At 54.1% G+C, this 22917-nt stretch carries 26 protein-coding genes; 7 read left to right on the top strand and 19 right to left on the bottom strand.

The window, feature by feature from the left end; genetic code table 11:
• Window positions 1-17: 17 nt before the first annotated feature.
• Window positions 18-224 carry a hypothetical protein gene (locus tag AC6I8C_RS04925; protein WP_013357074.1) on the bottom strand — a complete coding sequence of 69 codons (207 nt, stop codon included), beginning with the start codon at window positions 222-224 and terminating at the stop codon, window positions 18-20.
• A gap of 187 nt (window positions 225-411) precedes the next feature.
• Between AC6I8C_RS04925 and AC6I8C_RS04920 the strand changes: the two genes are divergently transcribed.
• Window positions 412-1146: a GNAT family N-acetyltransferase gene (locus AC6I8C_RS04920; RefSeq protein WP_497821775.1), complete on the top strand. Its 735-nt coding sequence runs from the start codon at window positions 412-414 to the stop codon at window positions 1144-1146.
• 14 nt (window positions 1147-1160) lie between these two features.
• Here the strand turns inward: AC6I8C_RS04920 and AC6I8C_RS04915 are convergent, their stop codons facing one another.
• Window positions 1161-1853 (bottom strand): YetF domain-containing protein, encoded by a 693-nt coding sequence (locus AC6I8C_RS04915; protein WP_013357072.1) that lies wholly within the window; start codon window positions 1851-1853, stop codon window positions 1161-1163.
• A 578-nt stretch (window positions 1854-2431) separates the two neighbouring features.
• On the opposite strand from AC6I8C_RS04915, the gene AC6I8C_RS04910 reads away from it, so the two are divergent.
• On the top strand, window positions 2432-6193 hold the full coding sequence (locus AC6I8C_RS04910; protein ID WP_497821774.1) for an NAD(P)-binding protein: 3762 nt from the start codon (window positions 2432-2434) through the stop codon (window positions 6191-6193).
• 14 nt (window positions 6194-6207) lie between these two features.
• On the opposite strand, the gene AC6I8C_RS04905 is transcribed toward AC6I8C_RS04910, so the two are convergent.
• Window positions 6208-6537 carry a hypothetical protein gene (locus tag AC6I8C_RS04905; protein ID WP_013357070.1) on the bottom strand — a complete coding sequence of 110 codons (330 nt, stop codon included), beginning with the start codon at window positions 6535-6537 and terminating at the stop codon, window positions 6208-6210.
• A 352-nt stretch (window positions 6538-6889) separates the two neighbouring features.
• Here AC6I8C_RS04905 and AC6I8C_RS04900 point away from each other — a divergent pair, with 352 nt between their 5' ends.
• Window positions 6890-8128 carry an AI-2E family transporter gene (locus AC6I8C_RS04900; protein WP_497821773.1) on the top strand — a complete coding sequence of 413 codons (1239 nt, stop codon included), beginning with the start codon at window positions 6890-6892 and terminating at the stop codon, window positions 8126-8128.
• A 64-nt stretch (window positions 8129-8192) separates the two neighbouring features.
• Here the strand turns inward: AC6I8C_RS04900 and AC6I8C_RS04895 are convergent, their stop codons facing one another.
• The 3 genes from AC6I8C_RS04895 to AC6I8C_RS04885 form a co-directional block, all read right to left on the bottom strand.
• Window positions 8193-8510: a KPN_00521 family repetitive protein gene (locus AC6I8C_RS04895; protein ID WP_033731819.1), complete on the bottom strand. Its 318-nt coding sequence runs from the start codon at window positions 8508-8510 to the stop codon at window positions 8193-8195.
• 138 nt (window positions 8511-8648) lie between these two features.
• Window positions 8649-9074, bottom strand: coding sequence for a DUF4186 domain-containing protein (locus tag AC6I8C_RS04890; RefSeq protein WP_497821772.1), 426 nt, complete (start codon window positions 9072-9074; stop codon window positions 8649-8651).
• Between the two features lie 12 nt (window positions 9075-9086).
• Complete coding sequence (locus AC6I8C_RS04885) at window positions 9087-9359, bottom strand: cupin domain-containing protein (protein WP_497821771.1); 273 nt, start codon at window positions 9357-9359, stop codon at window positions 9087-9089.
• 168 nt (window positions 9360-9527) lie between these two features.
• On the opposite strand from AC6I8C_RS04885, the gene AC6I8C_RS04880 reads away from it, so the two are divergent.
• Window positions 9528-10457, top strand: a complete 930-nt coding sequence (locus AC6I8C_RS04880; RefSeq protein ID WP_497821770.1) for a lipid kinase — start codon at window positions 9528-9530, stop codon at window positions 10455-10457.
• A gap of 4 nt (window positions 10458-10461) precedes the next feature.
• Here the strand turns inward: AC6I8C_RS04880 and AC6I8C_RS04875 are convergent, their stop codons facing one another.
• The 8 genes from AC6I8C_RS04875 to AC6I8C_RS04840 form a co-directional block, all read right to left on the bottom strand.
• Entirely contained in the window at window positions 10462-10695 is a 234-nt protein-coding gene (locus AC6I8C_RS04875; RefSeq protein ID WP_497821769.1) for a BssS family protein, read from the bottom strand.
• Between the two features lie 268 nt (window positions 10696-10963).
• Entirely contained in the window at window positions 10964-11410 is a 447-nt protein-coding gene (locus AC6I8C_RS04870; protein WP_497821768.1) for a DUF421 domain-containing protein, read from the bottom strand.
• Window positions 11411-11422: 12 nt separating this feature from the next.
• Window positions 11423-11932: a hypothetical protein gene (locus tag AC6I8C_RS04865; protein ID WP_497821767.1), complete on the bottom strand. Its 510-nt coding sequence runs from the start codon at window positions 11930-11932 to the stop codon at window positions 11423-11425.
• Window positions 11933-11999: 67 nt separating this feature from the next.
• Window positions 12000-12935 (bottom strand): cytochrome d ubiquinol oxidase subunit II, encoded by a 936-nt coding sequence (locus tag AC6I8C_RS04860; RefSeq protein WP_497821766.1) that lies wholly within the window; start codon window positions 12933-12935, stop codon window positions 12000-12002.
• 9 nt (window positions 12936-12944) lie between these two features.
• On the bottom strand, window positions 12945-14309 hold the full coding sequence (locus AC6I8C_RS04855; protein ID WP_497821765.1) for a cytochrome ubiquinol oxidase subunit I: 1365 nt from the start codon (window positions 14307-14309) through the stop codon (window positions 12945-12947).
• Between the two features lie 382 nt (window positions 14310-14691).
• The gene (locus AC6I8C_RS04850; protein WP_497821764.1) at window positions 14692-15657 is read right to left on the bottom strand and encodes a magnesium and cobalt transport protein CorA; all 966 of its coding nucleotides are present in this window, start codon (window positions 15655-15657) and stop codon (window positions 14692-14694) included.
• Between the two features lie 101 nt (window positions 15658-15758).
• Window positions 15759-16778, bottom strand: coding sequence for a DUF481 domain-containing protein (locus tag AC6I8C_RS04845; protein WP_497821763.1), 1020 nt, complete (start codon window positions 16776-16778; stop codon window positions 15759-15761).
• Between the two features lie 96 nt (window positions 16779-16874).
• Entirely contained in the window at window positions 16875-17471 is a 597-nt protein-coding gene (locus AC6I8C_RS04840; RefSeq protein WP_497821762.1) for a DUF1349 domain-containing protein, read from the bottom strand.
• A gap of 342 nt (window positions 17472-17813) precedes the next feature.
• Between AC6I8C_RS04840 and AC6I8C_RS04835 the strand changes: the two genes are divergently transcribed.
• Window positions 17814-18050: a DUF2171 domain-containing protein gene (locus AC6I8C_RS04835; protein ID WP_003854080.1), complete on the top strand. Its 237-nt coding sequence runs from the start codon at window positions 17814-17816 to the stop codon at window positions 18048-18050.
• 169 nt (window positions 18051-18219) lie between these two features.
• Here AC6I8C_RS04835 and ddpX read toward each other — a convergent pair whose 3' ends face one another.
• Window positions 18220-18801 carry a D-alanyl-D-alanine dipeptidase gene (ddpX, locus tag AC6I8C_RS04830; protein WP_497821761.1) on the bottom strand — a complete coding sequence of 194 codons (582 nt, stop codon included), beginning with the start codon at window positions 18799-18801 and terminating at the stop codon, window positions 18220-18222.
• Between the two features lie 476 nt (window positions 18802-19277).
• Here ddpX and AC6I8C_RS04825 point away from each other — a divergent pair, with 476 nt between their 5' ends.
• Window positions 19278-19604: a SymE family type I addiction module toxin gene (locus tag AC6I8C_RS04825; RefSeq protein ID WP_497821760.1), complete on the top strand. Its 327-nt coding sequence runs from the start codon at window positions 19278-19280 to the stop codon at window positions 19602-19604.
• A 171-nt stretch (window positions 19605-19775) separates the two neighbouring features.
• Here the strand turns inward: AC6I8C_RS04825 and AC6I8C_RS04820 are convergent, their stop codons facing one another.
• The 3 genes from AC6I8C_RS04820 to AC6I8C_RS04810 are packed head-to-tail and all read right to left on the bottom strand — an operon-like array spanning window position 19776 to window position 21061.
• Window positions 19776-20261: an Hcp family type VI secretion system effector gene (locus tag AC6I8C_RS04820; RefSeq protein ID WP_497821759.1), complete on the bottom strand. Its 486-nt coding sequence runs from the start codon at window positions 20259-20261 to the stop codon at window positions 19776-19778.
• Window positions 20262-20282: 21 nt separating this feature from the next.
• Window positions 20283-20597, bottom strand: coding sequence for a DUF1493 family protein (locus tag AC6I8C_RS04815; protein WP_497821758.1), 315 nt, complete (start codon window positions 20595-20597; stop codon window positions 20283-20285).
• Window positions 20594-21061 (bottom strand): STM2901 family protein, encoded by a 468-nt coding sequence (locus tag AC6I8C_RS04810; RefSeq protein ID WP_497821757.1) that lies wholly within the window; start codon window positions 21059-21061, stop codon window positions 20594-20596. Before AC6I8C_RS04810 ends, AC6I8C_RS04815 begins: the two co-directional genes overlap by 4 nt.
• Before the next feature lie 467 nt (window positions 21062-21528).
• Between AC6I8C_RS04810 and AC6I8C_RS04805 the strand changes: the two genes are divergently transcribed.
• Window positions 21529-22347 (top strand): DUF4225 domain-containing protein, encoded by an 819-nt coding sequence (locus AC6I8C_RS04805; protein ID WP_497821756.1) that lies wholly within the window; start codon window positions 21529-21531, stop codon window positions 22345-22347.
• On the opposite strand, the gene AC6I8C_RS04800 is transcribed toward AC6I8C_RS04805, so the two are convergent.
• Window positions 22344-22667, bottom strand: a complete 324-nt coding sequence (locus AC6I8C_RS04800) for a hypothetical protein (RefSeq protein WP_497821755.1) — start codon at window positions 22665-22667, stop codon at window positions 22344-22346. The genes AC6I8C_RS04805 and AC6I8C_RS04800 overlap by 4 nt on opposite strands.
• Between the last annotated feature and the right edge of the window lie 250 nt (window positions 22668-22917).

Below are 22917 nucleotides of genomic sequence, written 5' to 3'. Positions count from 1 at the left end.
CTGCCGGGGATCGCATTTTAATACGGCTTGCGCTGCAGACTGCTTCGCCACTCCCGCCTCTCCAGCAGATGTTCATCCGGCGAGTCCGCCGTATCGACCTGACTCCCCTGCTCCAGCAGTCGCGCACTGCGTGAATGGGGATGACTTTCGCTGATCACCTGTTGTGAAAATGCACCAAACGATAACAGTAAAAACAGTAATGCACTGGCCGCCCTCACTTTCATACGCACACCTCTCTGGTAACGGTGTCGCTATGCTGCCCGACGGGTTTTCATTTTCTGTCAGTAACAGGCAAAGTTATGTGGAGAGCGGGAACAAGCTGCGACGGGTTTAATCGCGGTTCAGAATAGTCCGTCAGAGCAGATTTTAATTTTTCCTGCTTACCGTCCGTTTTTCTTCAGGAGGATGCCAGTGAACATCAATCAGTTTGATCAGCCGGTCGGTGAAGCCCTGCCCGACTGGCAACCTGTCGTCAGACCGTCCAGTGCCTCCATCCACGGCCAGCACTGCCTTCTCCTGCCACTAAGCATGGATCATGCGGAATCGCTGTTGCTGGCATTTATGCAGGCACCGGATGATCGGGACTGGACCTGGCTGAGCGCGGAGCGGCCCGCCTCACTGCCGCAGATGCAGCGCTGGATTGCAGATAAAGTGGCAGATGCAGCCCTGGTGCCCTTCACGGTCTGCGGGCTGAATCGGCAGCCCTGTGGTGTGGTCTCCTTCGCCAGCATAGAGCCAGAACATGGCACCCTTGAAATCGGTCACGTCACCTGGTCGCCGCTGATGCAGCGCAGTGCTATGGGCAGCGAGGCGATTTTTCTGCTGCTGCAACAGGCTTTTGCTCTCGGCTATCGTCGGGTGGCGTGGCGCTGTGATTCTACTAATGTCGCTTCACGACGTGCAGCTGAACGACTGGGGTTCCGCTTTGAGGGCCGTTTTCGTCAGGTAATGACTCGCAAACAACGTAACCGCGATACAGACTGGCTGTCGATAATCGATCGTGAATGGCCGGAGGTTCATCGCGCCCTGAGCGCCTGGCTGAGGGCGGATAATTTCAGCGTCGCAGGTCAGCAAAAGCGTCCGCTCAGTGCCTTTTTCGCCGACGTTAATCCTGGCAATGCCGACACGCCGGGGCCTGAATACTGAGCTGGCGCTGGCAGCTAATGCAGCCGACGTACGCTCAGTGCCGCAGACCAGCGCTGTCGCTGACAGCGCGGACAGACGGCCTGCTGCTCCGCCTCGATCCTCTGCGTCTGGCCACAATGGGTGCAGGCGTAGAGCGCGCTGACCGGCACGGTGCTGTAATCCTGTCGGTGCTCTGGCGGCAGCACGCTTAGTCCGGCGCGCATTTCATCATCATCGTAGAAATAGAGGCTGAGCTGACCATCGACCTCCACCAGCGCCAGCCGGATTTGTCCCAGATGCTCTACGCCGCTCTGGCGCAACTCCATATAGAACTCATCTTCGGAAATATTCAGCTGATCCAGACTTTCCAGCACATACAGGCCATCCTTAATCAGGGTAATGACGTCGCCCTGTATCAGCCGTGAAAAGCGCGGGCTATGTGACGTCAGCCAGGTGGTGAGGCGGTAGAGCGCCAGCAATACCACAAACACCATAATTACCGGCAGCACCGGTACATCGTCATAAAACGTGACGTCACCGGACGCAGAACCCAGCGTCAGAATCACCACCAGTTCGAACAACGACAGCTGACGTACGCCGCGTCGTCCTGACACTTTCAGAAAAGTAAAAACCACCAGATAAGCGATCAGGACCCGCGCCACCACCTCAAATAAAAAGGTGGCCGGTTGATCGTTAAGTAAAAAACGGTGCCAGTCGAATGAGAACATAGTCGGTTAAACTTCCTGTTTTAAGAGGCGCGCCGCTTAACCCGCCGCCCATTGATCGCCCGCAGATTCAGGCCAGTAATAAGTAAATCTTGTCGCCAGCCCGTTAAAAGGCAAGCGAAGCAGTAACGTTGAAACAGGTAAGTCTGACCGCTCTGCATGTTGAGGAAAAGGTTAACAAAGCTGAAAATAACGCTGACGCGCTTCACGCTGCGCTTATCAACCCGACAGCGCAGACAATAGTGAAAAATTCCTGTTTCTGAATGGATGACTTTTGCCGCTACGCTTTTTCCTTTTCACTTCAATAATTTGCGAAGACACCCTCCCTGTCTATACTTTCCAGTAAGGCTTCCGCAAAATCCGTTAACATTCAGAGAAGCCACTCTTTTTCCTGCCGATAGCGCCGCACCTTTAGTTCTGCTATCTCACGCATCCAAACCGTCACAGGCTCTGTTGCCTGCAACTTAGTGTCTGTGGCTTATGGCAAGGATCGCCAGTCTGCTTTGCATACCTGTAACGCCCTGACCCGTTTCACAACGGCTCGTCAGCGGGAAGCGTGTTGCTTTATTTCGGGAGATGCCATGACGCCCTTTTCCAGTTTCTGGCAGGCCGGCTATGAAGGTGCCGATCATATCAATCCGGCCGGTCTTGCGCTGTCGATGAACGATCTGAACCAGCATCAGGCGCGGGCGGCAGAAGATTATGCAGCGTTGAGCCCCTTTGCCATTCGCACCGTGCGGGAAAGCGTCGGCTGGCGGCTATGTGAACGCGACGGCCGCTATGACTTCTCCACGGTCGCTGCACGGATGCAGGCCGCAGAGCAGCAGGGTATTCAGCTGAGCTGGACAATCTGTCACTACGGCTGGCCCACGGGCGTCAGCCTGTTTGATCACGACTTTATCCCCCGTTTCGCTGCCTTCTGTGGTGCACTGGCCCGCTTCCTGGCGCCCTGGTATCAGCAGGCACCGATCTACTCTCCGATGAATGAGATCTCCTTTGTCAGCTGGGGTATTTCGGTCGGGTTGTTCGCCTGTGAGGCGATCCCGGAGCCGGATCGGGCCGATGACGCTAAGCGGCAGCTGGTGCGCGCTACCCTGGCCGCCTGTGATGCGATCTGGCAGGCCGATCCGCGGGCCCGTGTGCTGCACTGCGATCCGCTGATCCATATCGCGCCCGATCCTGCCGATCCCGACAGCGACCGTCTGGCGCGTGAGATGTGTGACACCCAGTATCAGGCGTGGGACATGCTCAGTGGTCGCCGTAATCCGGAGCTGGGCGGCGCACCCCGCTATCTCGATCTGATTGGTGTGAATTACTACCACGACAACCAGTGGGAACAGGGTTCAAACCGGCGGCTTTACTGGCATCTGGGCGACAGCCGACGCCAGCCGCTGCATCAGCTGCTGCTGCAGGTCTGGCAACGCTATCAGCGGCCGCTGCTGCTGGCGGAAACCAGTCACGTCGGCAGCGGCCGTGGCGACTGGATCCGTGAGGTCGCCACACAGGTTGCACAGGCACAGCTGGCGGGCGCGGACCTGCTCGGCATCTGCCTCTATCCGATTCTCGATCGTCCCTTGTGGGAGGAGACCACCTTCTGGACCCGCAGCGGCCTGTGGGATCTCGATCATCTGGGCGCCGATCCTTACGCCCGCCAGTTACAGCAGCCTTATGCCGACGCCTTGCGTCAGGCGCAGCGCTTTTTGCAGCACATTACGTCCCTACAACATCCCAGCCAGGAGCACACCATGAAACCACCTGTTCTCATCGTTTTCAGCCATTTACGCTGGGGTTTTGTTTTTCAGCGTCCGCAGCAGCTACTGACTCGCCTGGCCCAGCACTATCGCGTGCTGTTTGTCGAGGAGCCGGTCTGGCAGGCGGGGCCACCGGGTCTGCACCAGAGCTCGCCTGCCGCCAACATCACGGTGATCCAGCCACATACCGACAGCGACGCGCCCGGCTTTCACGACAGCCAGATCGCCCCGCTGCTGCTGCTGCTGACGCCGCTGCTGGAGGAGGACGATCAGCCGCTGATCTGGTTCTATACGCCAATGGCACTGCCGCTGCTGACGCCGTTTGATCCGGCACTGGTAATTTACGACTGTATGGATGAGCTTTCGGCCTTCCAGAATGCGCCGCGCCAGCTGCAGCAGCGCGAATCGGCGCTGATGACCCGCGCCGATCTGGTCTTTACCGGCGGCTCCAGCCTCTATGAAGCAAAGCGTGATAAACACGCTCAGGTTTACTGCTTCCCCAGCAGCGTTGATGCCATTCATTTTGAACAGGCGCGCGATCGCACGAATCGTCATCCGTTACAGGATGCCATTCCGTCGCAGCGTCTGGGTTATTACGGCGTGCTGGATGAGCGTATCGATCTGCCGCTGATAGCCGCGCTGGCAGACAGCCATCCTGAATGGCAGATCATTATGGTCGGGCCGGTGGTGAAAATTGATCCCGCCAGCCTGCCGCAGCGCGCCAATATTCACTGGCTCGGTCAGCAGCCCTATCAGGCACTGCCGCAGTTTCTGGCAGGCTGGGATGTCTGTCTGATGCCGTTTGCCATCAATGCCTCGACCCGCTACATCTCTCCGACCAAGGTGCTGGAGTATATGGCGGCGCAGCTGCCGATTGTCAGTACTGCCATTGTCGATGTGGCGCGCCACTACGCAGAAGAAGTGGCGGTTGCAGAGACGCATGCGGAATTTATTGCCGCCTGTGAACAGGCAATGGCAATCAGTGCCGCAGAACGGCTGGCGCTGGCGGGACGGATGCAGGCAAAAGTCGATGCCACCTCCTGGGATCGCACCGCAGAGCAGATACATGGTCTGATCCAGCAGGCGCTGATGCAGCGTCAGCCTGCTCTGAAGTCAGCCAGCCAGACCCGCGCGCAGGCTAACGTTACGCCTTTAACACCAGCGATGCTGGAGAGCGATGCGGTGCCCTGCCTGATTATCGGCGCCGGACCGACGGGTCTGAGCGCCGGGTATCACTATGGCGAAGGCGCGGTACTGCTTGAGAAAAATAGCACCCCAGGCGGCTGGTGCCGCTCGATTGACGATCAGGGGTTCACCTTCGACTATGCCGGTCATATCATGTTCTCGCAGGATCCCTACGTGTTGCAGCTTTATGAGATGCTGCTGGGCGACAATCTGCACTGGCAGGCGCGCGAGGCCTGGGTTTACAGCGACGGTGTTTATACCCGCTATCCCTTCCAGTCAGCGCTGCATGGCCTGCCGGTCGAAGTGGTAAAAGAGTGCGTGCTGGGCGCTATCGAAGCGCGTTACGGCGAAACAGCGGCGGCGGCCGTGCCGCTGGATCGGGCGCGGGCGCGGCGGGATTGCTGTGCGGATGGCGCAATCCCCGATGAGGGCAGCAGCACCGGCGTGGTGGAGGGCGAAGAGGATTTCCAGCACTTTATTATGCGCACCTGGGGTAAAGGCATCGCGCGGCATTTCGCCCTGCCCTACAACCAGAAACTGTGGAAAGTGCCGCTGACCGACATGGAAACGTCATGGCTGGGCGGACGCGTGCCACTGCCCGATCTGTCACAGATCATCGATGGCGCGCTGCAACCGCTCGCGAAACCGGTCGGCCCCAACGCCCGTTTCGGCTATCCGCTGCGCGGTGGCTTCCAGGCACTGATGTCAGGCTTTTTACCGCACCTGAAATGCACGCTGGAGACCGACGCGACCCTGACCCGCATCTACCCGCAGGCGCATGTCGCCCTGCTGGCGGATGGTCGCCACTACCGGTATGAGCAGTTGATCAGCACCATGCCGCTGCCGGAGCTGATTAAGCTGATAGGTGATGAGGTGCCGGAGAGCGTCCAGCTGGCGGCGCAGCAGCTGCAGTTTGTGTCGGTGCGCTGTGTGAATCTGGGCATTGGCCGGGCTGATTTGACTGAAAAACACTGGATTTACTACCCTGGTGATACGCTGTTTCACCGCATCTTTGTGCAGGGCAACGCCAGTCCGCACTGCAATCCGCCGGGCGGTTTCGGCTTAACCTGTGAAATTACCTACAACGCGGCTAATCCGCTGCCGCTGGAGGGTGAAGCGCTGATTGAGCGCTGCCGTCAGGATTGCATCCGGGTCGGCATGATCACCGCGGACGATCCGCTGCTCTGCGCATCTGAGGTTGATATGCCTTACGCCTACGTGGTCTATGACCATGCGCGCAGCGATAACGTGGCGCTGATTCGCCAGTGGCTGCTGACTCAGGATATCCATCTGTCCGGTCGTTACAGCGAGTGGGAATATTACAACTCGGATCACGCTTTCCTGGCCGGTAAACGCGCGGCCGAAAATGTCCGTTTGCAACATGTCAGCGCAGGGACGCTTGGCTGATCTGACGCAGCCCGTTATGAAAGACGCTGGCTGCACTTTGCGGCTTTCAGCGACTGCAACGCAGTGACCCGATTTTCCGCTTTCCGGGTGGCATTGTATTTTGCAATGCCATTGCCCAGTCCGAAATCCCCGACAAAGCCCAGCACGGTCAGGGCATTAAACTGGCCGGTCTGCTCGATATCACTCTGCACGCCGTGCGCTTTGACCAGCTCCTGATCCAGGGCGTTGCAGTTCAGCGTCGCTGTCTCTTGCGGCGTCACCGCAGCCGCCTGTGGATAATGCTTGGTCGCGCAGCCGGTCAATACCAGCGTCACCAGCACCACTAAGACTCTCTGTTTACTCATTTCTCATTGCCTGTTTTTTGCTCACTCAATAAGGTTATCGGCAGCATACACCGGGAACATGAGTCTCTGACCTACCAATAATGGTCGAAACCGCTACGCTAATGTAGGATTCAGCGCGCTGCCGTCAGAGGCAGCCCGCTACCGACCGGAAGTCACGCAGCGAACGCACCTTACCCGTTCATCACTTCTGCAAGACCTTTCAGACAGTTAGCCAGCATGATGCTGCCAGCAGCAGCATTTTACGAGCAAAGCCCGAGCGTTAATTTGTGACGAGGCTGCCGCGCAAGCGAAGCCGGACACAGCAAATTTGCGCGTCGGGTTTATCAGAGTTTGTTCCAGATGAGGTTTCTCCATGCGTTTTAAAGGATTGAACATCGGGTTTTTCATTTTGATTCTGGCTATCGCCACCGTCGCATTTTTCGAGGTGCTTTCGCCCTATTTCTCGCCGATTTTATGGGCGGCGATTCTGGCGGTGATTTTCCATCCGCTGAAAACCTGGCTGCGCAGCCGACTGGGTGACCGCAACGGCGTGGCCGCGCTAATTACCCTGTTCTGTATCTGCCTGATTGTCTTCACACCGCTGGCGATCATCGCCTCCTCACTGGTGGTTGAAACCAACGCGGTCTATCACAAACTGCAGACCAACTCATCGCAGTTCCCGGCCGTGTTCGCCGATCTGCTGCAGCATCTGCCGCGCTGGGCAAGGCATTTCCTGGCTGAAAATAATCTGGATAACGCCGCACAGATTCAGCAGAAGCTCTCCTCATTTGCACTTAAGGGCGGTCAGTATGTGGCGGGCAGCGCCTTTATCATCGGTAAAGGGACGTTCAGCTTCACCGTCGGCTTTGGCATCATGCTCTATCTGCTGTTCTTCCTGCTGAAAGATGGCTCCTATCTGGTGCATCTGATTCTGGAAGCATTGCCGCTTTCTACTTACGTGAAGCATCACCTGATGGTGAAGTTTGCTGCCGTGGCGCGCGCGACGGTGAAAGGTACGGTGGTGGTCGGTATCGTACAGGGTATTCTCGGCGGGCTGGCCTTCTGGTTTACCGGCATCGACGGCAGCCTGCTGTGGGGCGCACTGATGGCGTTCCTCTCCCTGATTCCGGCGGTCGGTTCCGCCATCATCTGGGTACCTGCGGCGATCTTCTTCTTTGCCACCGGCGCACTGTGGAAAGGGCTGTTCCTTGTCGGTTTCTTCGTGGTGATTGTTGGTCTGGTGGATAATATTCTGCGTCCGCTGCTGGTCGGCAAAGACACCAAAATGCCTGACTATATGATCCTGATCGCCACGCTGGGCGGCATGGAGATTTACGGCATCAACGGTTTCGTGATCGGTCCGGTCATTGCCGCGCTGTTTATCGCCTGCTGGAACCTGCTTTCCGGCCGCGATAACCGCGAAAACATCGAAGTCATCGACGAAGACGTGATCGAAGAAGGCAAAAAACAGTCTGAGACAGCCGCAGAAGCGGCGGCTGAAGCAGCGTCTGCGGCAGCCGAGGCGGCCGCTGAAGCGGAAATCAAAGTGTCGGCGTTAGCGGCGGCGGAAAGAGAAGCCGCAGAAAGAAAGGCGGCGGAAAAGAAAGCGTAATCCGGTTCAGCCATAAAAAAACCCACCTTTCGGTGGGTTTTTTTTCAACCTGAAAACCAGCGTCTTAGTTGGTCGCTTTGTTTTTCAGATCTTCAGCACCCTGCTTGGTTTTATCCCAGCCTTTTTCAGTGCCTTCTTTGGTTTTGTGCCAGCCTTTCTGAGCACCTTCCGTGATTTTGCTACCGGTGGTGTGGCTTTTGCCTTCAGCGGCGTGCTCAGACTTCAGCTTCAGCTCTTTGCCTTCATTCTGGGTCTGATGCAGTTTTTCTTTCGCGGTGTCAGCGCCTTTATGCGCTTCCGCAACAGTGTTATCGGTAGTGGTAGCAGCAAATACTGGCGAGGCCAGCAAAATAGCAGACAGTGCAATAATTGATTTCTTCATAATTCCCTCTGTATTCATCGTTGCCGTGTAGGTTTTAATCCTGGCATAGCCTTCCCAGGAAAGATTTAAGAATAAACCAGGAATGAAAAAGGGCCAGTTTTCACCAGAAAAAGCCGCTGACTGTAGATTTTTTATCCATTACCAGAGCGCCAGCTGCGGATCGTCGTCCGGTTTCGGCTTATTCCGGCTCACGCGGGCGGGCGGTGCCGGCTGCTGCATCTGCCGGGTGATCCACGCCAGTAATACCGTCACCACATAATCCTGCTGCTCAGCGTTAAGCGGCTGATGCTGCCCGATGTGGTGCCACTTGTTCAGACAGCCACGACAGCAGGTCGCGGTAGCGTGCTGGGCGATAAACACCGGATGACCGCGCATCGGCGTCTGTTTGCCATCATTTTCCGGCTGAGCAGGCGCCAGTCGCTGTGCGACAAACTCAGCGGCGTGCTGTCGCAAAACCGGCTCGCCTTTGCTGCTCGCATAATCGTACTCAGCGCGTCCCAGTCGAAAGCGCTGACGAAACGGCGAACGTGCCAGCCGGGTAAACAGATCGTCAGACACGTTCATACTGATTGCCAGTTACTCATATTTACGTCCCGCCAGATAGCTGACGCCCTGTGGTCCGAACGCTTCGCGATGCAGTTCATTCGGCTGCAGGTGAAACGTCTCGCCGGGATGATAGGTGGTGTCGCCCTGCTCGGTACTGATAGTGATGTCACCACTGAGAATCAGGGCCAGCGCTTCAAAAGGATGGACGTGATTATCAAGCTGGGCTGATGCGGCACGCTCAATCAGCAGTGGCTCATCAAAACCCTTTTCGGCTAACAATTTTCTGAATTCGTGTTCTGTCATCGCAACGCCTCAATATGGAACTGACCCTAAGCAGTGTAGACGATCTTTATCGCCGCTTATGGCACGGAACGGGTACGTAAAGTCGCGCAAACAGGGTTGTTCACAGGTCAGGCCGATGCTGTACTTGCCGTCTCGTTCCCCATTTTGACAGCAGGATGACGAAAAAGTATGTCTTACCCTCAAAGAACGGCTCTGCTGCTGATTAATCAGCGCTCACGTAAAGGACGCATTGAGGCCAGTCGGGCGCAGACGCTGCTGGCTCAGGCTGGCTTCACCCTGCTGCAACCGGACGAGGATGAAGCCCGCACCTACAGCCAGCTCATCGCAGCGTATGCCGGTCGCGTTGATGCGGTGATCGTCGGCGGTGGCGACGGCACGCTTAACGCGGCCGCGCCGGGACTGATGCAGACTGGCCTGCCGCTGGGCATATTACCGCTGGGCACCGCCAACGATTTTGCCCGTACGCTGGGCATTCCCCCCAGCCTTGAACAGGCGGTAAAAATTATCGCAGACGGGCAGTTGCGCGCCGTGGATCTGGGGGAAGTGAATCAGCACCTGTTTCTTAACGTCTCGAGCATCGGTTTTTCGGCCGAGCTGGCGCGCAACCTTACGGCGGAATCGAAAAAACGCTGGGGGGTGGGCGGATATGCCCTGGCGGCGTTGCGGCTGCTGCGGCAGAGCCGTCCGTTCAGCGCCACGCTGGTGCATCAGGGTCAGCGGATATCCGTCAAAACGGTTCAGGTATCGGTGGGCAACGGGCGCTTCTACGGGGGTGGCATGACGGTGGAACAGCGCGCAGCACCCGACGATGGGTTACTGGATGTCTACAGCCTGGAGTTGCAGCATAGCTGGCAGCTCATTGCGCTGCTGCCCTTTCTGCGGCGTGGCACCCATGGCCGCTGGCGCGACGTGCGGGCGTTCAGTACCACAGAACTGACCATTGAAACGCGCCGTCCTCATTACATCAATGCAGACGGCGAGATTATTGGTCAGACACCGGCACATTTCCGTCTAATCGCCCATGCGCTACAGGTTTATGCCCCAGGCGACAGCGCAGTATGCCAGCCCGCCAGCAGGCGTTGTAACCAGCTTGAGTAAGAAACTAGTGTCCGATGCCGTTTTTTTCAGCGTTGTCGATATGCTCAGAAAGACTGGTGACCAGCTTCTTCGCCATTTCAAGGGTCAGCCCCAGAAACAACGTCTCCTGCGGGCCCTGTTCTCGCGGGGCGTCGGGGTCGATATAACCGAATTTCAGTACCAGTGCCCGATGTGATTTCAGGGGACCAATATGCCAGCCGGTAACCGGGTAGAAGGTAAAACACGTAAATTCATTCACTTTGATCCTGACTGTGAAAGCATAACGCTGATTGGGAGTCAGGCCAGCTCTGATGATAAAACATGAGTGGAATGCTGAGTCTGAACCAAATCCAGAGGATTACAAGGGAAGCGGCAGAATAAGCGCAGCGTAAAACGGTTAGCATCGTCGCTGCGCCTGGGGCCTGTCATCGCTGGTGGGTGTAGGTTAATCGCATCTGCGCCTGCCGTGACTAAAGACGCATTCCGGGCTGACCACGTCCGGGCGGAGACGGTCGTCGGCACCCCGGCTAATCAGTCTGCGGAATAATCGAGATATGGCCGTTCACCTCCAGCACCGCATATTTAATCTGATCGAAACGTTCCAGCCCCGGACCGGATCGCGCCGCTTCCAGAACATCGTCAGGACTGATACCGGTCATCTTCAGGCGCGCCATCAGCAGATTACCATTCTCCACCAGAATCACCGGGCCGCCATCAATTGCCTGCTCCACCACCGGAAAACGGCTTTTCAGCTTGCCCAGTACAATATCAATCGTCACCAGCGTAATAATAGTCAGCGCCGCGCCCGTTACCGAAAAATCGTCACCCAGCAGCGCCTGCTGGGTCGCTTCGCTGATAATCAGCAGCAGAATCAGATCGAAAGAGGTCATCTGCAACAGGGTGCGTCTGCCGGCAATTTTGAACACCACCATCAGCACCAGGTAAATGGCTGCCGCACGTAATACCGTTTCCATAACGCGCCTCTGTCAGGGATAGATCCATTGGGTAAAACGGACCGGAGGATGGTCGCCGCCGTTAATGGCAACGTGAATGCGGCCCGGATTACGTGGCTGCAGGCCGAGCCAGATGGCGTGATCCGGTCCGGTGTCGCGGGCAGAAAAGGTCAGCCGCAGATCGTTGCCGATCGTCACCGCCTCCAGCGGCTGAGGCTGCAGCGTCTGGATTTGCAGGTTATCCAGTGCGCCACCGCCAATTGTTACGTTAAAGCGCTCGGCTATCGGGGCGTTGTAACGTATGCGCATATCCATATTGCTCTCGACGCGGCCAAACCGCTCATAGTCTACCTGAAGGGTGCCGTCGGGCGAGCGGGCGCTGGTGTCGCTCAGAAAGCCTTTGGAAAAGAGTCCGCATGCACCGAGGATGACCAGCAGGATTAACAGAGACTCCCCTGCCCGCTGAATCAGCCATTCGCGGCGAACCCAGCGGAGATCCTCTTTTATCGGGCTATCCCCGGCCGCTGTATGATCTTTTTTCACGCTCTTATTCTCTCCTCTCGGTACACCCGCTCCGATGACGCTCTGCCTGAAGCATAGTGGACAGACATTATTTCGCCCGTCGCTCAACCCAGAACGACCAGCTGTGGTAGAACAATGTCAGGGGCATGGCAATCGCGGCCCCCACCAGCACAAAGCCCTGCGTGACCGGCGATGAGGTGCTTTCACTGATGCTGAACTGATGCGGCACCAGCCAGGGATAGAGGCCGCACAGCAGGCCGCTAAAAACAGCGCCGATCAGCATCAGCGTCAGGATGAGCTGGAACAGCGGCCGGGCTCGCCACAAGGCCAGCGGCACGGCGATCCAGAGCAGAGTCATCGCCACGATAGCGCTTTTACCCGGCAGCCGCTGCCAGCTTTGCTGCCAGATATCTGCATTGAGGTAGCATTCGACAAGGAAGATCATCAGCGCCAGCAGCCACCACAGCCAGCTCTGTGCCGCCGCCAGCGGCTGCACCCTGTCGCCGATGCGCCAGCCAATCCAGCAGCAGGCCAGCAGCGAATTGATCGCCATGAGTCCTGCGCCGCTGATCAGCGGAACCAGGCTCAGGCCATCCGGCAGGCCGGTTTGCGGCTGCGCGCTGATGATCATCCCGGCGCACCAGCCCTGAATAAAGGTCGCCAGTGCCGAACTGCCCGCCATGACACGGTCCAGCCAGTGACGCAGTTGTGAAGAACTCAGAGCGCGGTACTCAAGCGCCATGGCACGCACCAGCAGCGCCAGTAACATGACAAACAGCGGCACGCTCAGCTGACTGAACAGCAGCGCATAGACCGGCGGAAACAGCGCCAGCAGCGCGCCCGCCGCCAGCACCAGCCAGGTCTCATTCGCATCCCATACCGGCAGAATGCTGTGGGTCATCAGCTCACGCTGTTCATCATCATGAAACCAGCAAAACAGCATACCCACGCCCAGGTCAGTGCCATCCAGAAGCAGATAGAGCAGCAGGGAGAGGCAGATAATCAGCGCGGAGAGATCGGCCATCGCAGACTCCTAGTGTGGCGTTTTTAGCTCAATGACGACCGGCTGTCCCGACGGCAGTTCACCCTTAACCCTGCGCAGCAGATAGTGTAAGCCGAGGGCGAAGACCAGCACGTAGATCAGCAGCACGGCCACAAAAATAGCCAGCGTAGTGGCGAACGACAGCGGTGAGACGCTCTCTGCGGTGCGTAACATGCCGTAGACCGTCCACGGCTGACGCCCCACTTCTGTCACGATCCAGCCAGAGAGCAGCGCGATAAAGCCCGCCGGCGAGAGCCATACCATCCAGCGCATTAACCACCCTGATGCGGCCAGCCGCCCACGCCAGCGCTGAAGATTAGCTATCAGGATGGTGAGTAAGATGATCAGTCCCAGCTCCACCATCAGGCGAAAGGCGAAAAAGACCGGCAGCACCGGTGGAATGGCCTCTGCAGGAAATTCACTCAGGCTTTTGATGTGACCCGTGAAGTTGTGTCGCAGATAGAGCGAGCCAAGCGCGGGCAGGCTCACTTCCAGATGGTTACGCTGCGCCTGCTGGTCCGGCAGCGCGAACAGTCTCAACGGTTCCCCCTCACCCTGCGCAGGTGGCCGCCAGCTACCTTCCATCGCCGCGAGTTTAGCGGGCTGATAGTCGCGGGTATTTTCACCGTGCAGATCGCCAAGGACAATTTGCAGCGGAACGGCAAACAGCAGAAAGGTCAGCGCGCTGTTGAGCATCAGCCGTGAAGCAGGCTCCCCCTTAAAATGCCGCAGTCGCCAGGCCGCAACCCCCATCATCAACACCGCGACGGCAATCAGCGACCCCACCACCATATGACTGAAACGCCAGGGAAAAGAGGGAGACAGCAGAATCGATCGCCAGCTTTCGGCCAGAAAAACACCGTTCTCATTGCGCGTAAATCCGATCGGCGTCTGCATCCAGGAATTGGCAGCCAGAATCCAGAATGCGCTTAGCAATGCTCCAACCGCCACCAGACAGGTCACAGCAAAATGGATGCCAGGCCGGATTTTATTGAAGCCAAACAGCATCACCCCGGTCAGCGCCGATTCCAGAAAAAAAGCGACCAGCACCTCATAAAACATTAACGGCCCAATCACGCCACCAACCTGATGGGAAAAGCGCGCCCAGTGTGTACCAAACTGGAATTCCATGACTACGCCGGATGCGGCACCAATTGCCACCGTCAGGGAAAAAATGTTGAGCCAGAAGTGAAGCGCATCCCGGGCGACCTGCTGCTTTCCCCACAGCCAGCGCGCCTCAAACCAGACCAGAAACGGGGCCAGCCCCAGCGTCAGCGCCGCCAGCGTGATATGCATGCCCATGGTCAGCGCAAACTGCGTCCGGGCGATTGTCAGAATCCAGTCGCTGTCATTCATAAGGGGAGTGGTCCGGCGCAGACACGCTGGTGTAAGTGCCTGGCGTGAACAGAGACGCAGGCAGCCGTACTTTCATCTGACTCTCTCCTGGCCGGAAAATAATCGCGCCTGCCGGGGCTGCATGACATCAGCATCAGGATTAATTCACCAGCAGAAAGCGGATATATGACGTTATCTGTTTATCGTAGTGAAGAAATAAAAAACCAGCCAGTTCCGCGGGCCTGTAATAACGAACGCGCTGAAGATGATTTTATTGTGACAGAGTAAAGAGCGGTGAAATAAAATTATTATCGCGGGCCATTCCCGCCTCGCTTAAATAAAGGAAAATAAAATTAAGCGAGGCGGATAATTAATCCAGCCCCGGCATTATGAAACAGGTGCCTTACAGCCAGCCCGATCGGCGCAGTTTAGCCCACAACCCGCCGCAGGCCAGCAGCGTCAGCCCCACCGCCAGCGGATAACCATACAGCGACTTCAGCTCCGGCATATGTTCGAAGTTCATGCCGTACATGCTGAACACCACGGTCGGGATCACCAGGATCGCGCCCCAGCCCGCCAGCTTTTTGACCACCTCGTTCTGCTGCACCGTCACCAGCGCCAGGTTGACCTGCATGGCGCTGGTCAGCATCTCGCGCATATCTTCCGCGTCGGTGACTACATGACGGGCGTGATCCTGTACATCACGGATATAGGCGCGCAGCGGACGCGGGATCAGATCTTCATGCAGGTGGATAAGCTGGTTACAGATCTCTTCCACCGGCAGCGCTGCATTGCGTAGTGACAGCAGATGACGCCGCATGGTGTAGACCGACTGGACCGACTTACGGTCAAATTCGCTGGTGAAGAGTTCGTTCTCCATCTGCCCGACCCGCTCATTCAGCGAGGTGGAGAGCGCGGCATAACGATCGACAATGAAATCAAGCAGGCAGTAGAGCGGCCACGCTGGGCCAAACTTCAGCAGCGCCGGATTTTCAGACGCCCGCTGGCGCACCGGGGTATAGCTTTCAGATGCGCCGTGACGGATGCTGATCAGGAATTTTTTTCCGACAAAGAAATGGGTTTCGCCCAGTTCGCAGCTGTCATCCTTTGCACATACTGTCTTGACCACGATAAACAGTGAGTCACCGTAATGTTCGATTTTAGGTCGCTGATGGGCATTAAGCGCATCTTCAACCGCCAGTTCGTGCAGGCCGAACTCCTCTTTAATCTTTGCCATAAATTCAGCGTCTGGCTGCCACAGCCCGAGCCAGATAAACGCTTCCGGCTCTTTAATCACTTCACTGATATCTTCGACGTCGACCTCTTCGCCCGCACTTCCCGGACGATATACCCTGCTGCTTACGATCATCTTCTGCATTCCCGTTGTGCCAGTACATGCAGCTTAGCCAAAGCCGGGCCTGTAACCGGATAAAAACCGTAAGGATTTGCTGCGACTCCACTATCAGCGGGTTACCACTTCAGGCCTAATCCGGTGGAAAAGATGCCTTCGTTCAGGGTATCAGGAATGCCGCTGACCAGATTGCGATGATAGCCAAGGTGCAGGGTTGACCAGGAGGTCAGGCTGTAACGCATCCCGATTTCGGCATCCAGCATAAATACTCCGTCATCATCCAGTGAATGACCGACATCGCCGTTGCTGTAAAGCGTGACCGATTTACCCAGCAGATAGCGCTGATAGTTCCAGCGCAGCGAGCCGCCAAAGTGCCGCTCTTCGCGATCGTCGCTGTAGCCATACTCAAAGGCGCCGCCAAGCAGCGAGAGTGAGAAGGAACTGAGTTCAGTGTCCCATAGCTGATAACCGGGGCCGGTGCCGAGCAGCGCCTGGCGTGAAAGGTTTTCCACCCAGTCGCGCTTGTAGGTCGCGCGGGTCTGCCAGAAGAACTGCTCACTGACCAGATAGTCGAAGGCGTAGCGCAGGCTGTAATTGTCTGTGTTGACACTCGCGTTTTCCTGCTCACGGTTATAGGTCGCACCGATGTCGTGACGCCAATTCCCCTTGTTCAGTTTGGTGTTGAGCGCAAAGCTGTAGTCGTCAGTTTTCGTCGAGGCTTTTTTGACCTTAACACCGGCATCGATATTGCCGGTCCAGGCAAGCTGATCGCTGCGCACTTTGGCTTTCATAAACTCATCGATGCGCCTGACGGAGACCTGCTGCTCCTGCTCATTGCGTTCAACCCAGACATAGCCGGGATCGGACGAAGAGAGCCACACCTGATAATGTTCGCCGGTCTTTTTATTTTCGACATTGACCGGATTGTCGCTGGCGAGCGTACTGACGGCATTCCACGCCAGAGTGACGGTGCCCGCGTAGTGTGTCTCAATCGCCAGCTTGCCGTCGCTGAGGTAACGGATCGTGCCGGTCAGCCGATCGCCATTATTCAGCCAGACGGTATCGGCTGCGGCCTGCTCTGCCCATCCGGTACAGCAGAAGATGACCAGCAGCCGGGTCAGTAAGATGGCGCAACGCATAGCTTTCCCTGTAAAGACGTCGTTCGGTATGGACGACGCGTCACCGCAAATCCGGCCCTGATAATTAAGCGGATTCCGCGATGATATGCAATGCGATCAGGAAAGGTCGTGCAGGGCTTTGCCGGATGGCGGACCCAGCATGAAGTCGCTGAAACGGATCGCCAGCCCCTCGCGTTCAGGCGAACAGCCCATCACGCCGACAAAACGCCGCGTCTGACCCGGCCACGGGCAGAGCCGCAACAGTGGCCAGGTCAGGCCGTCGGTGGAGTACTGGATTCGTAATACCGCCTTTTCCAGCGTGGCACGCAGCCAGAACTGACGCGCATCACCGGGAAAAACACCGGTAGACCAGTCAGAAAACTCACGCGTGACCACGCTGCCGATGGCAGGCTGGTCATCGTTAAACTCAATGCCCGCTTTAACCCAGTGCGTTTCACTGTCCTGAATAAACAGACCGGCCTGATCGTAGAGCTGGCTGAAGTCAGCCCTCACCTTCACCTGAACGGTAAAATCATTTTCCACCCAGAAGCCAAAAGCGTGGCCGCTGTGCCGTTCGAAACCGTACCAGGTACGTTGCCAGAAATCGCTGTTCAGCGCGGTTTCAAACCTCAGCGTATCGCCATCCAGACTGTGTACCGGCGGCTGATTAATCCAGACGCCGCCTTCGGTGTTCAGTGAGATGACTGCGGACATAGGCACTCCTTTATGTGAGTTAAATCGCCTGCGTCCAGGCAGACCCGGGCGCGGCGACATGCCTGATTATCATAGCGTTAATTGGTGAAACAGCCGCAGAGGATCGCGGCAAATCTGAATATGCCGTAATGGAAAGTGCTTAGCTGAGCAGACCCGATACTGCGAACATCGGGATCGGTTAGCAGTTTCGTTTTTTCGTGTCGCGTAAACAAATAACCGCGTTCAGGTCCAGTCAGCTCAACTATTTCATTTTGTTAATATCCTGGCGCAAATCGCATTTAACAACCAGACTTGTTTTGTCTGAGGGCAACTGAACTCATTAAATATAAGGATTAAGCCACCATGGTAGATAAATCAGAAATTTTAGATCACGCGCAGGTTGTTGATGTGAATGGCGAACATGTCGGTATTGTTGACCATTTCGAAGGCGACGACAAAATTAAGCTGGCGAAAAGCGATCCTGAAGCAGGCGGCAAACACCACATTATTCCATTCAGCTGGGTGAAAGAGGTTGATGATAATAAAGTCATCCTTTCTAAAGCCAAAGCGGATGTTGAAAGTGAGTGGCAGTCTGCATAAAACATTAGCCGTGGCATCTGCCACGGCTTATTTCTTTTCTGCGCGTTACGCTATTTTTGCTTATAACCCTGCCCAAACCCGCTCATTTTATCGCTCTGCCCTTCTGCATTTGATGAAGAAACAACGCTTTCTGCATTTCCCCTGAATATACCCAAACTGTTCTGTCTTCTCACAGGCTGATATTTTCTGCCTGCGGTAAGGAATAACAGCCAAATACGTCGTCGATCAGCGGATAGCTTTCTGAACCGGGTAATTCAAAATGCCACCATTCGGTCGCAATACCGGTAAAGCCACCACCCAGCATGATGGCATTAAGCATCAGACGGTTACGCTGTGCCTGAACGGGCACCGCAGGATGATAAGGATGGGAGTGCTCACTCATCTCATCGAAGCCGGTGCCCATATCCACGATTTCGCCCTGCTCGTCGATCAGCGTCACGTCTACTGCCGTACCACGGCTGTGGTTTGATCCGCGCGTCAGCGGTGCGACATAGTCCTGATGCGGGCAGGCCTGCCACAGGATTGCCTGCGCGGCAGGTGGTCGGTACGCATCAAGGATCAGCAGCGAATAGCCCGCCACGTTTGCAATATCGATACTTTTCGCCAGCGCTTTCGCCGCATCAGCGTGCAACAGACAGCGCGCGTCACGGTAGATGGGCTGGCCGGTGAGGTTGTCGGCGGTGGCGTATTTCAGATCGATGGCTGACTGAGGAAAAGCCTCAGCAACATCAACAAGATTTTTACTTTCCATGATGGAGTGCTCCCTGTTTATGTGCTCTGTGGCGGGCTGGCCGGTGAGGAGTGATTATGAGGCGGTTATCATGGCATTGCGGCGGAAGGAAAAAAAGGTGTCGTGAATTTTTGGGTCCGGGCGTGGTGTGGCAGTTTGTTTACTCAGAATTGTGGCTGGCAGGTTTAAAGGCTTAAGAGATAAGTACAGGCGGAATAATCAGTTACCTGAATTCAGGAACTATAGCGTTTTATAAATAATTACAGTGAGATGAAAGGCAATAATTAAATTCCACAAATTTAAATTTTTTATCACTTTTACTTCACATGAAAGTGCAGCGTTTAATTACTTTATTTTGCGATCTGCGCCGCAAATAATAGCGTTTTAACTGTGAGGGAAATTGCTGATTTACATTGATTTTCAGCTGGACTTTATTCGTATTAGTTGATTATATGTACAGGTATTTAGCGCGATCCTATTTAACAGGAATAGAGATCATGACTGAGTCAGAGTGTAATGCAGTTGGTTTAAATCCAGAAGCCCCTTCCGTTACCCGGCGTAAATTAACAGTGAGTTACGCCAGCCGGTATCCAGACTATATCCGTATTCCCTCGATCATTATGAAAGGCCAGTGGCTGGCAGCCGCCGGATTTACTACCGGCACCGAAGTTGAGGTGAATGTCACAGAAGGCCGTATTGTGCTGATCGTGAAGCCACCCGAGCCTGTCGATGAGCAGCTGGTTAACGCGTTAGCGCAGCTGAATAAGCTGCCTGCAAGAAAACAGAAGCAGGTGCTGGCATTGTCGGGTGTGGCTGCGGGTTAGTGGCGTTGAGGTGAAGGGATGCCGCTTCTGATTGGGGAGCGGCAGATTGAGTGAGTCGCATGTTGAGTTACTATTTTCAATGCGGTTATCTGCCCCTCATATTCGCCATTAAATTTAACGATACAACCTGTTTTTTATAAAGCGCAGTTAACCTGAATAAGCCCTCAATGATTACGCTGTGGGACGTTCATTCCAGGCATCATGTGCCAGCAAATTACCGTCTTTATAAAGGTGTGTGATTTTCTCATAATTTAATGCAACCTCTTCCATATGTCCGGTTCCCGGACTACTGCGTGTATCATGCATTACCGGACTCACCGAAATGACTTTTACATTTTCCAGGGTGATTCGGTAATACTCCACTTCCTGCCCTGCATCATTGATGTTGTAGAACCGGAATTCAGCAGATTTTAGCGTCTGTCCAGTTGCTGTCGCTTTGAAAAGATAAGGTGATGCGCTATCAAGTTCTTTGGAAAACTGAAAGGGTGAATGTTGACGTGTACCGGTAACTTTTCCTGTCATGGGATCGGTAGGAATTGCTATACAGTGATTCAGGCCTTGCAGCTCTATACTACCTTCACGATCCCTGACATCCGATGAACCACGGATAATTGCGCCACCGTCATCGGTTAAAAATAAATGTACTGGTACAGCCATTTTATAGCTCCTTATTTATGATTAGTGGTATAGCCATCTCCCTGCTTTTGCCGATTCAATCAGCATCTGAATTGTTAGCGGCTCAGGCTGATGCTGATCAGTTTTCAAGTAATCCGGGAGAATAATGTCAGGCAAAAACCAAATCCCTTCATTAGGGAAGTATCTGCAGAATTCAAAACCTGAAGAGTCAACGTTACAAACTGAAAAATATTCGTTCAGGAAATCCGAGGCCTCTTCAGGTAAAACGGCTTGTTTACCCGTGCTGATTGAAGCATCTTCTGGCATTTTCCAAAAATATTTTTCAATCAAACTATTGATAATTTCCGAATAGTTCATTGCCTGCTCTCACGACCTGTAATTAATATATATCGGTGTTTCACATTGATAGCTATTAATGATACGTCATATGTAGTCAGAATAGCACCAATCCAGGGCACCCAGCGACCAATATAAGCACCGATGCTGGTAGTATAAGCCCACTGCCCGTTTAACATTTTTCTCCACGTAATGGTTTTCTTTCGTGTTTTGAATTTATAACGTATCAGGGTTCGACTTGCTAGAGATAATGGACTGGTTCCACCGGTTGGTCTGGTACTCTTGGCGCTGCTGGCCGTTCCTGGCTTTCCTCTGACAGGGATAACCGGAAATCCGGCCAACCAGGTCGCTACGGCAAGCAAATCAGTTACCCCGCTGAATTTTTTTCTGAACTCATCAAGTATCAGCCAAAATAATAACTCGTGTTTTTTTACACTCCTTCCATCAAAGAAATATGTGCCATTACGTTGTTCGGTCGTATCCATCCTGACTATCCTCTTTACGCTCCGTGTAAAGATCATCATAAAAAGTGTCCACTGGATTACCTGTTGATCTCAGTCAGTCTTACTGCTTTTAATCAGGTAGAAAACATAATTAAAGCAAAAAACGTGATAGCAGACTCAGAATGTCGGCACTGCCATTTACATACAGTGATAAGCTTTTAATAGCGTGAGCAGCCGTATACCTGTGATCAGATAATTTTTGACGATTTAACTTAGCCGAATAGCTAACAGGAAAGTACGGGGGCGCGTTTTCTGCCCATATCACAGTTGAATTTGGGATCTGTTTTTTATGTTTTATCATCTGTAATGCCATTCTGTAGCGAAGTTTTGATTAGTGGATGAATGTTGCCCAATCTGCGTTCCTTAATTTGAGATTCTTTGTAACTCCAGCTATTTTGTGATCTGAAAATCACGCTTAGTGGGACCACATTTTTCGCAGAGGCACTGTTATGGACAACTACTGGGACACGCAAAGACGCTCAAACTACTTTCTGACGATGGCAAATCTGGAAGCTAATCATTTAGTTAACATAGCCACTTCACTTTCTCAATTTCATCTCAAGGATGCTCTTGTAAGACTGAAATTCCAGGATGAGGTGCGCGAGTTCGCTCGTCTACAGATCCATACCATTCGTACTTCGAATTCTGACGATCAGTGCCAGGAGTGCATTCAGAATCTGAAGCAGGAAAGCCAGCACCTCAGGATTCAGGACAGAATGCTCAGAACGGGTGAAGCTGTCGTATCGTCTTCGGCGCAGTTTTATCATGACCATGAAAAGGTGATTGGGTATGTAATCAATGGTATCGGCGTGGTATTGAGTGGCTTACAAATCGTGGCTGGCGTCGGTCTGATTGTAGGTTCTGTCACTACAGGTAATGTTTTAGGTGTTGTAGCAGGTTCAACACTGGTGATGAATGGAGTGGGATCAGGGATTGAGAGCATAGGTAAACTCAGCGGTGTGCCCCACCCTTCAAACCCAATAAGAGATAAATATGAAGATGTTGCAGATTTTTTTGGCTTTGATAAGCGACTCGGATTGTTAGCCTATCAGGTAGTTGATTTGACAACCTCATATTATGGCATTTTCAAACTGACTTTAAAGCCAGAGGCATGGAGGCTATACAAATATCTGCCAACTGACTATTACCGAAAAGTTCAGGTTATGAGTAAACCAGCACTTGCCTTAAAAGGCGCTGGAGCAGCCTATAAGGGGGCTGGAGTAGGTCTGAACCTATACCACATGCAAAATAGCCCCGCAAAAAACTAACCTCTGGTTTTTCTGATAAACCTATTAGCTTTCCAGGAGAGGTTCAGTGGAGTCACAAAATAGACCACAAGGAATGCAAACGTCAGAACGATAATATATGGAATGGCATTTGAAGCATCCGCATTGAAAATGCCATCCAATCCAATAAGCATCAAAATAACAAGAGCAATGACTCCGCCCCAGAAGCGTTTACTCAGATCAATAACGAGGGTTTGGAGTGTATCTTTTTTTGACTCGTCTTTTTTAATGATGCTCTTCAGCTTACCGATGTCTTTAGCAGAGAAGCCGTTATTATAGAGTTGTTGCTCAAATTCATTCATCTGATTCATCCTGAATAACGTTGCGATACGTGCGAAATATAGCACAGTGAACCCGGCGCATGCTAACCAACTGGCTTGCTCTGGTATCAATGCTTCCTCACTTATGCAGGCTCTGCCTGAAAATCAAGCTGAAATCCTAAAGCGAAAAATATAATAGCGCTCAATATAAACAGCAGGATAAACAACAAGCACATCATAAGCCTCGAAAAATCAAGGCCCTGTTCAAAACGCCATGAAAGTACTGATGACA

It is taken from the genome of Pantoea sp. X-Soil-YNGN-844 (assembly GCF_059730595.1).
Note: the sequence above shows the minus strand (reverse complement) of the source record. Positions and strands in the feature narration are given on the sequence as shown.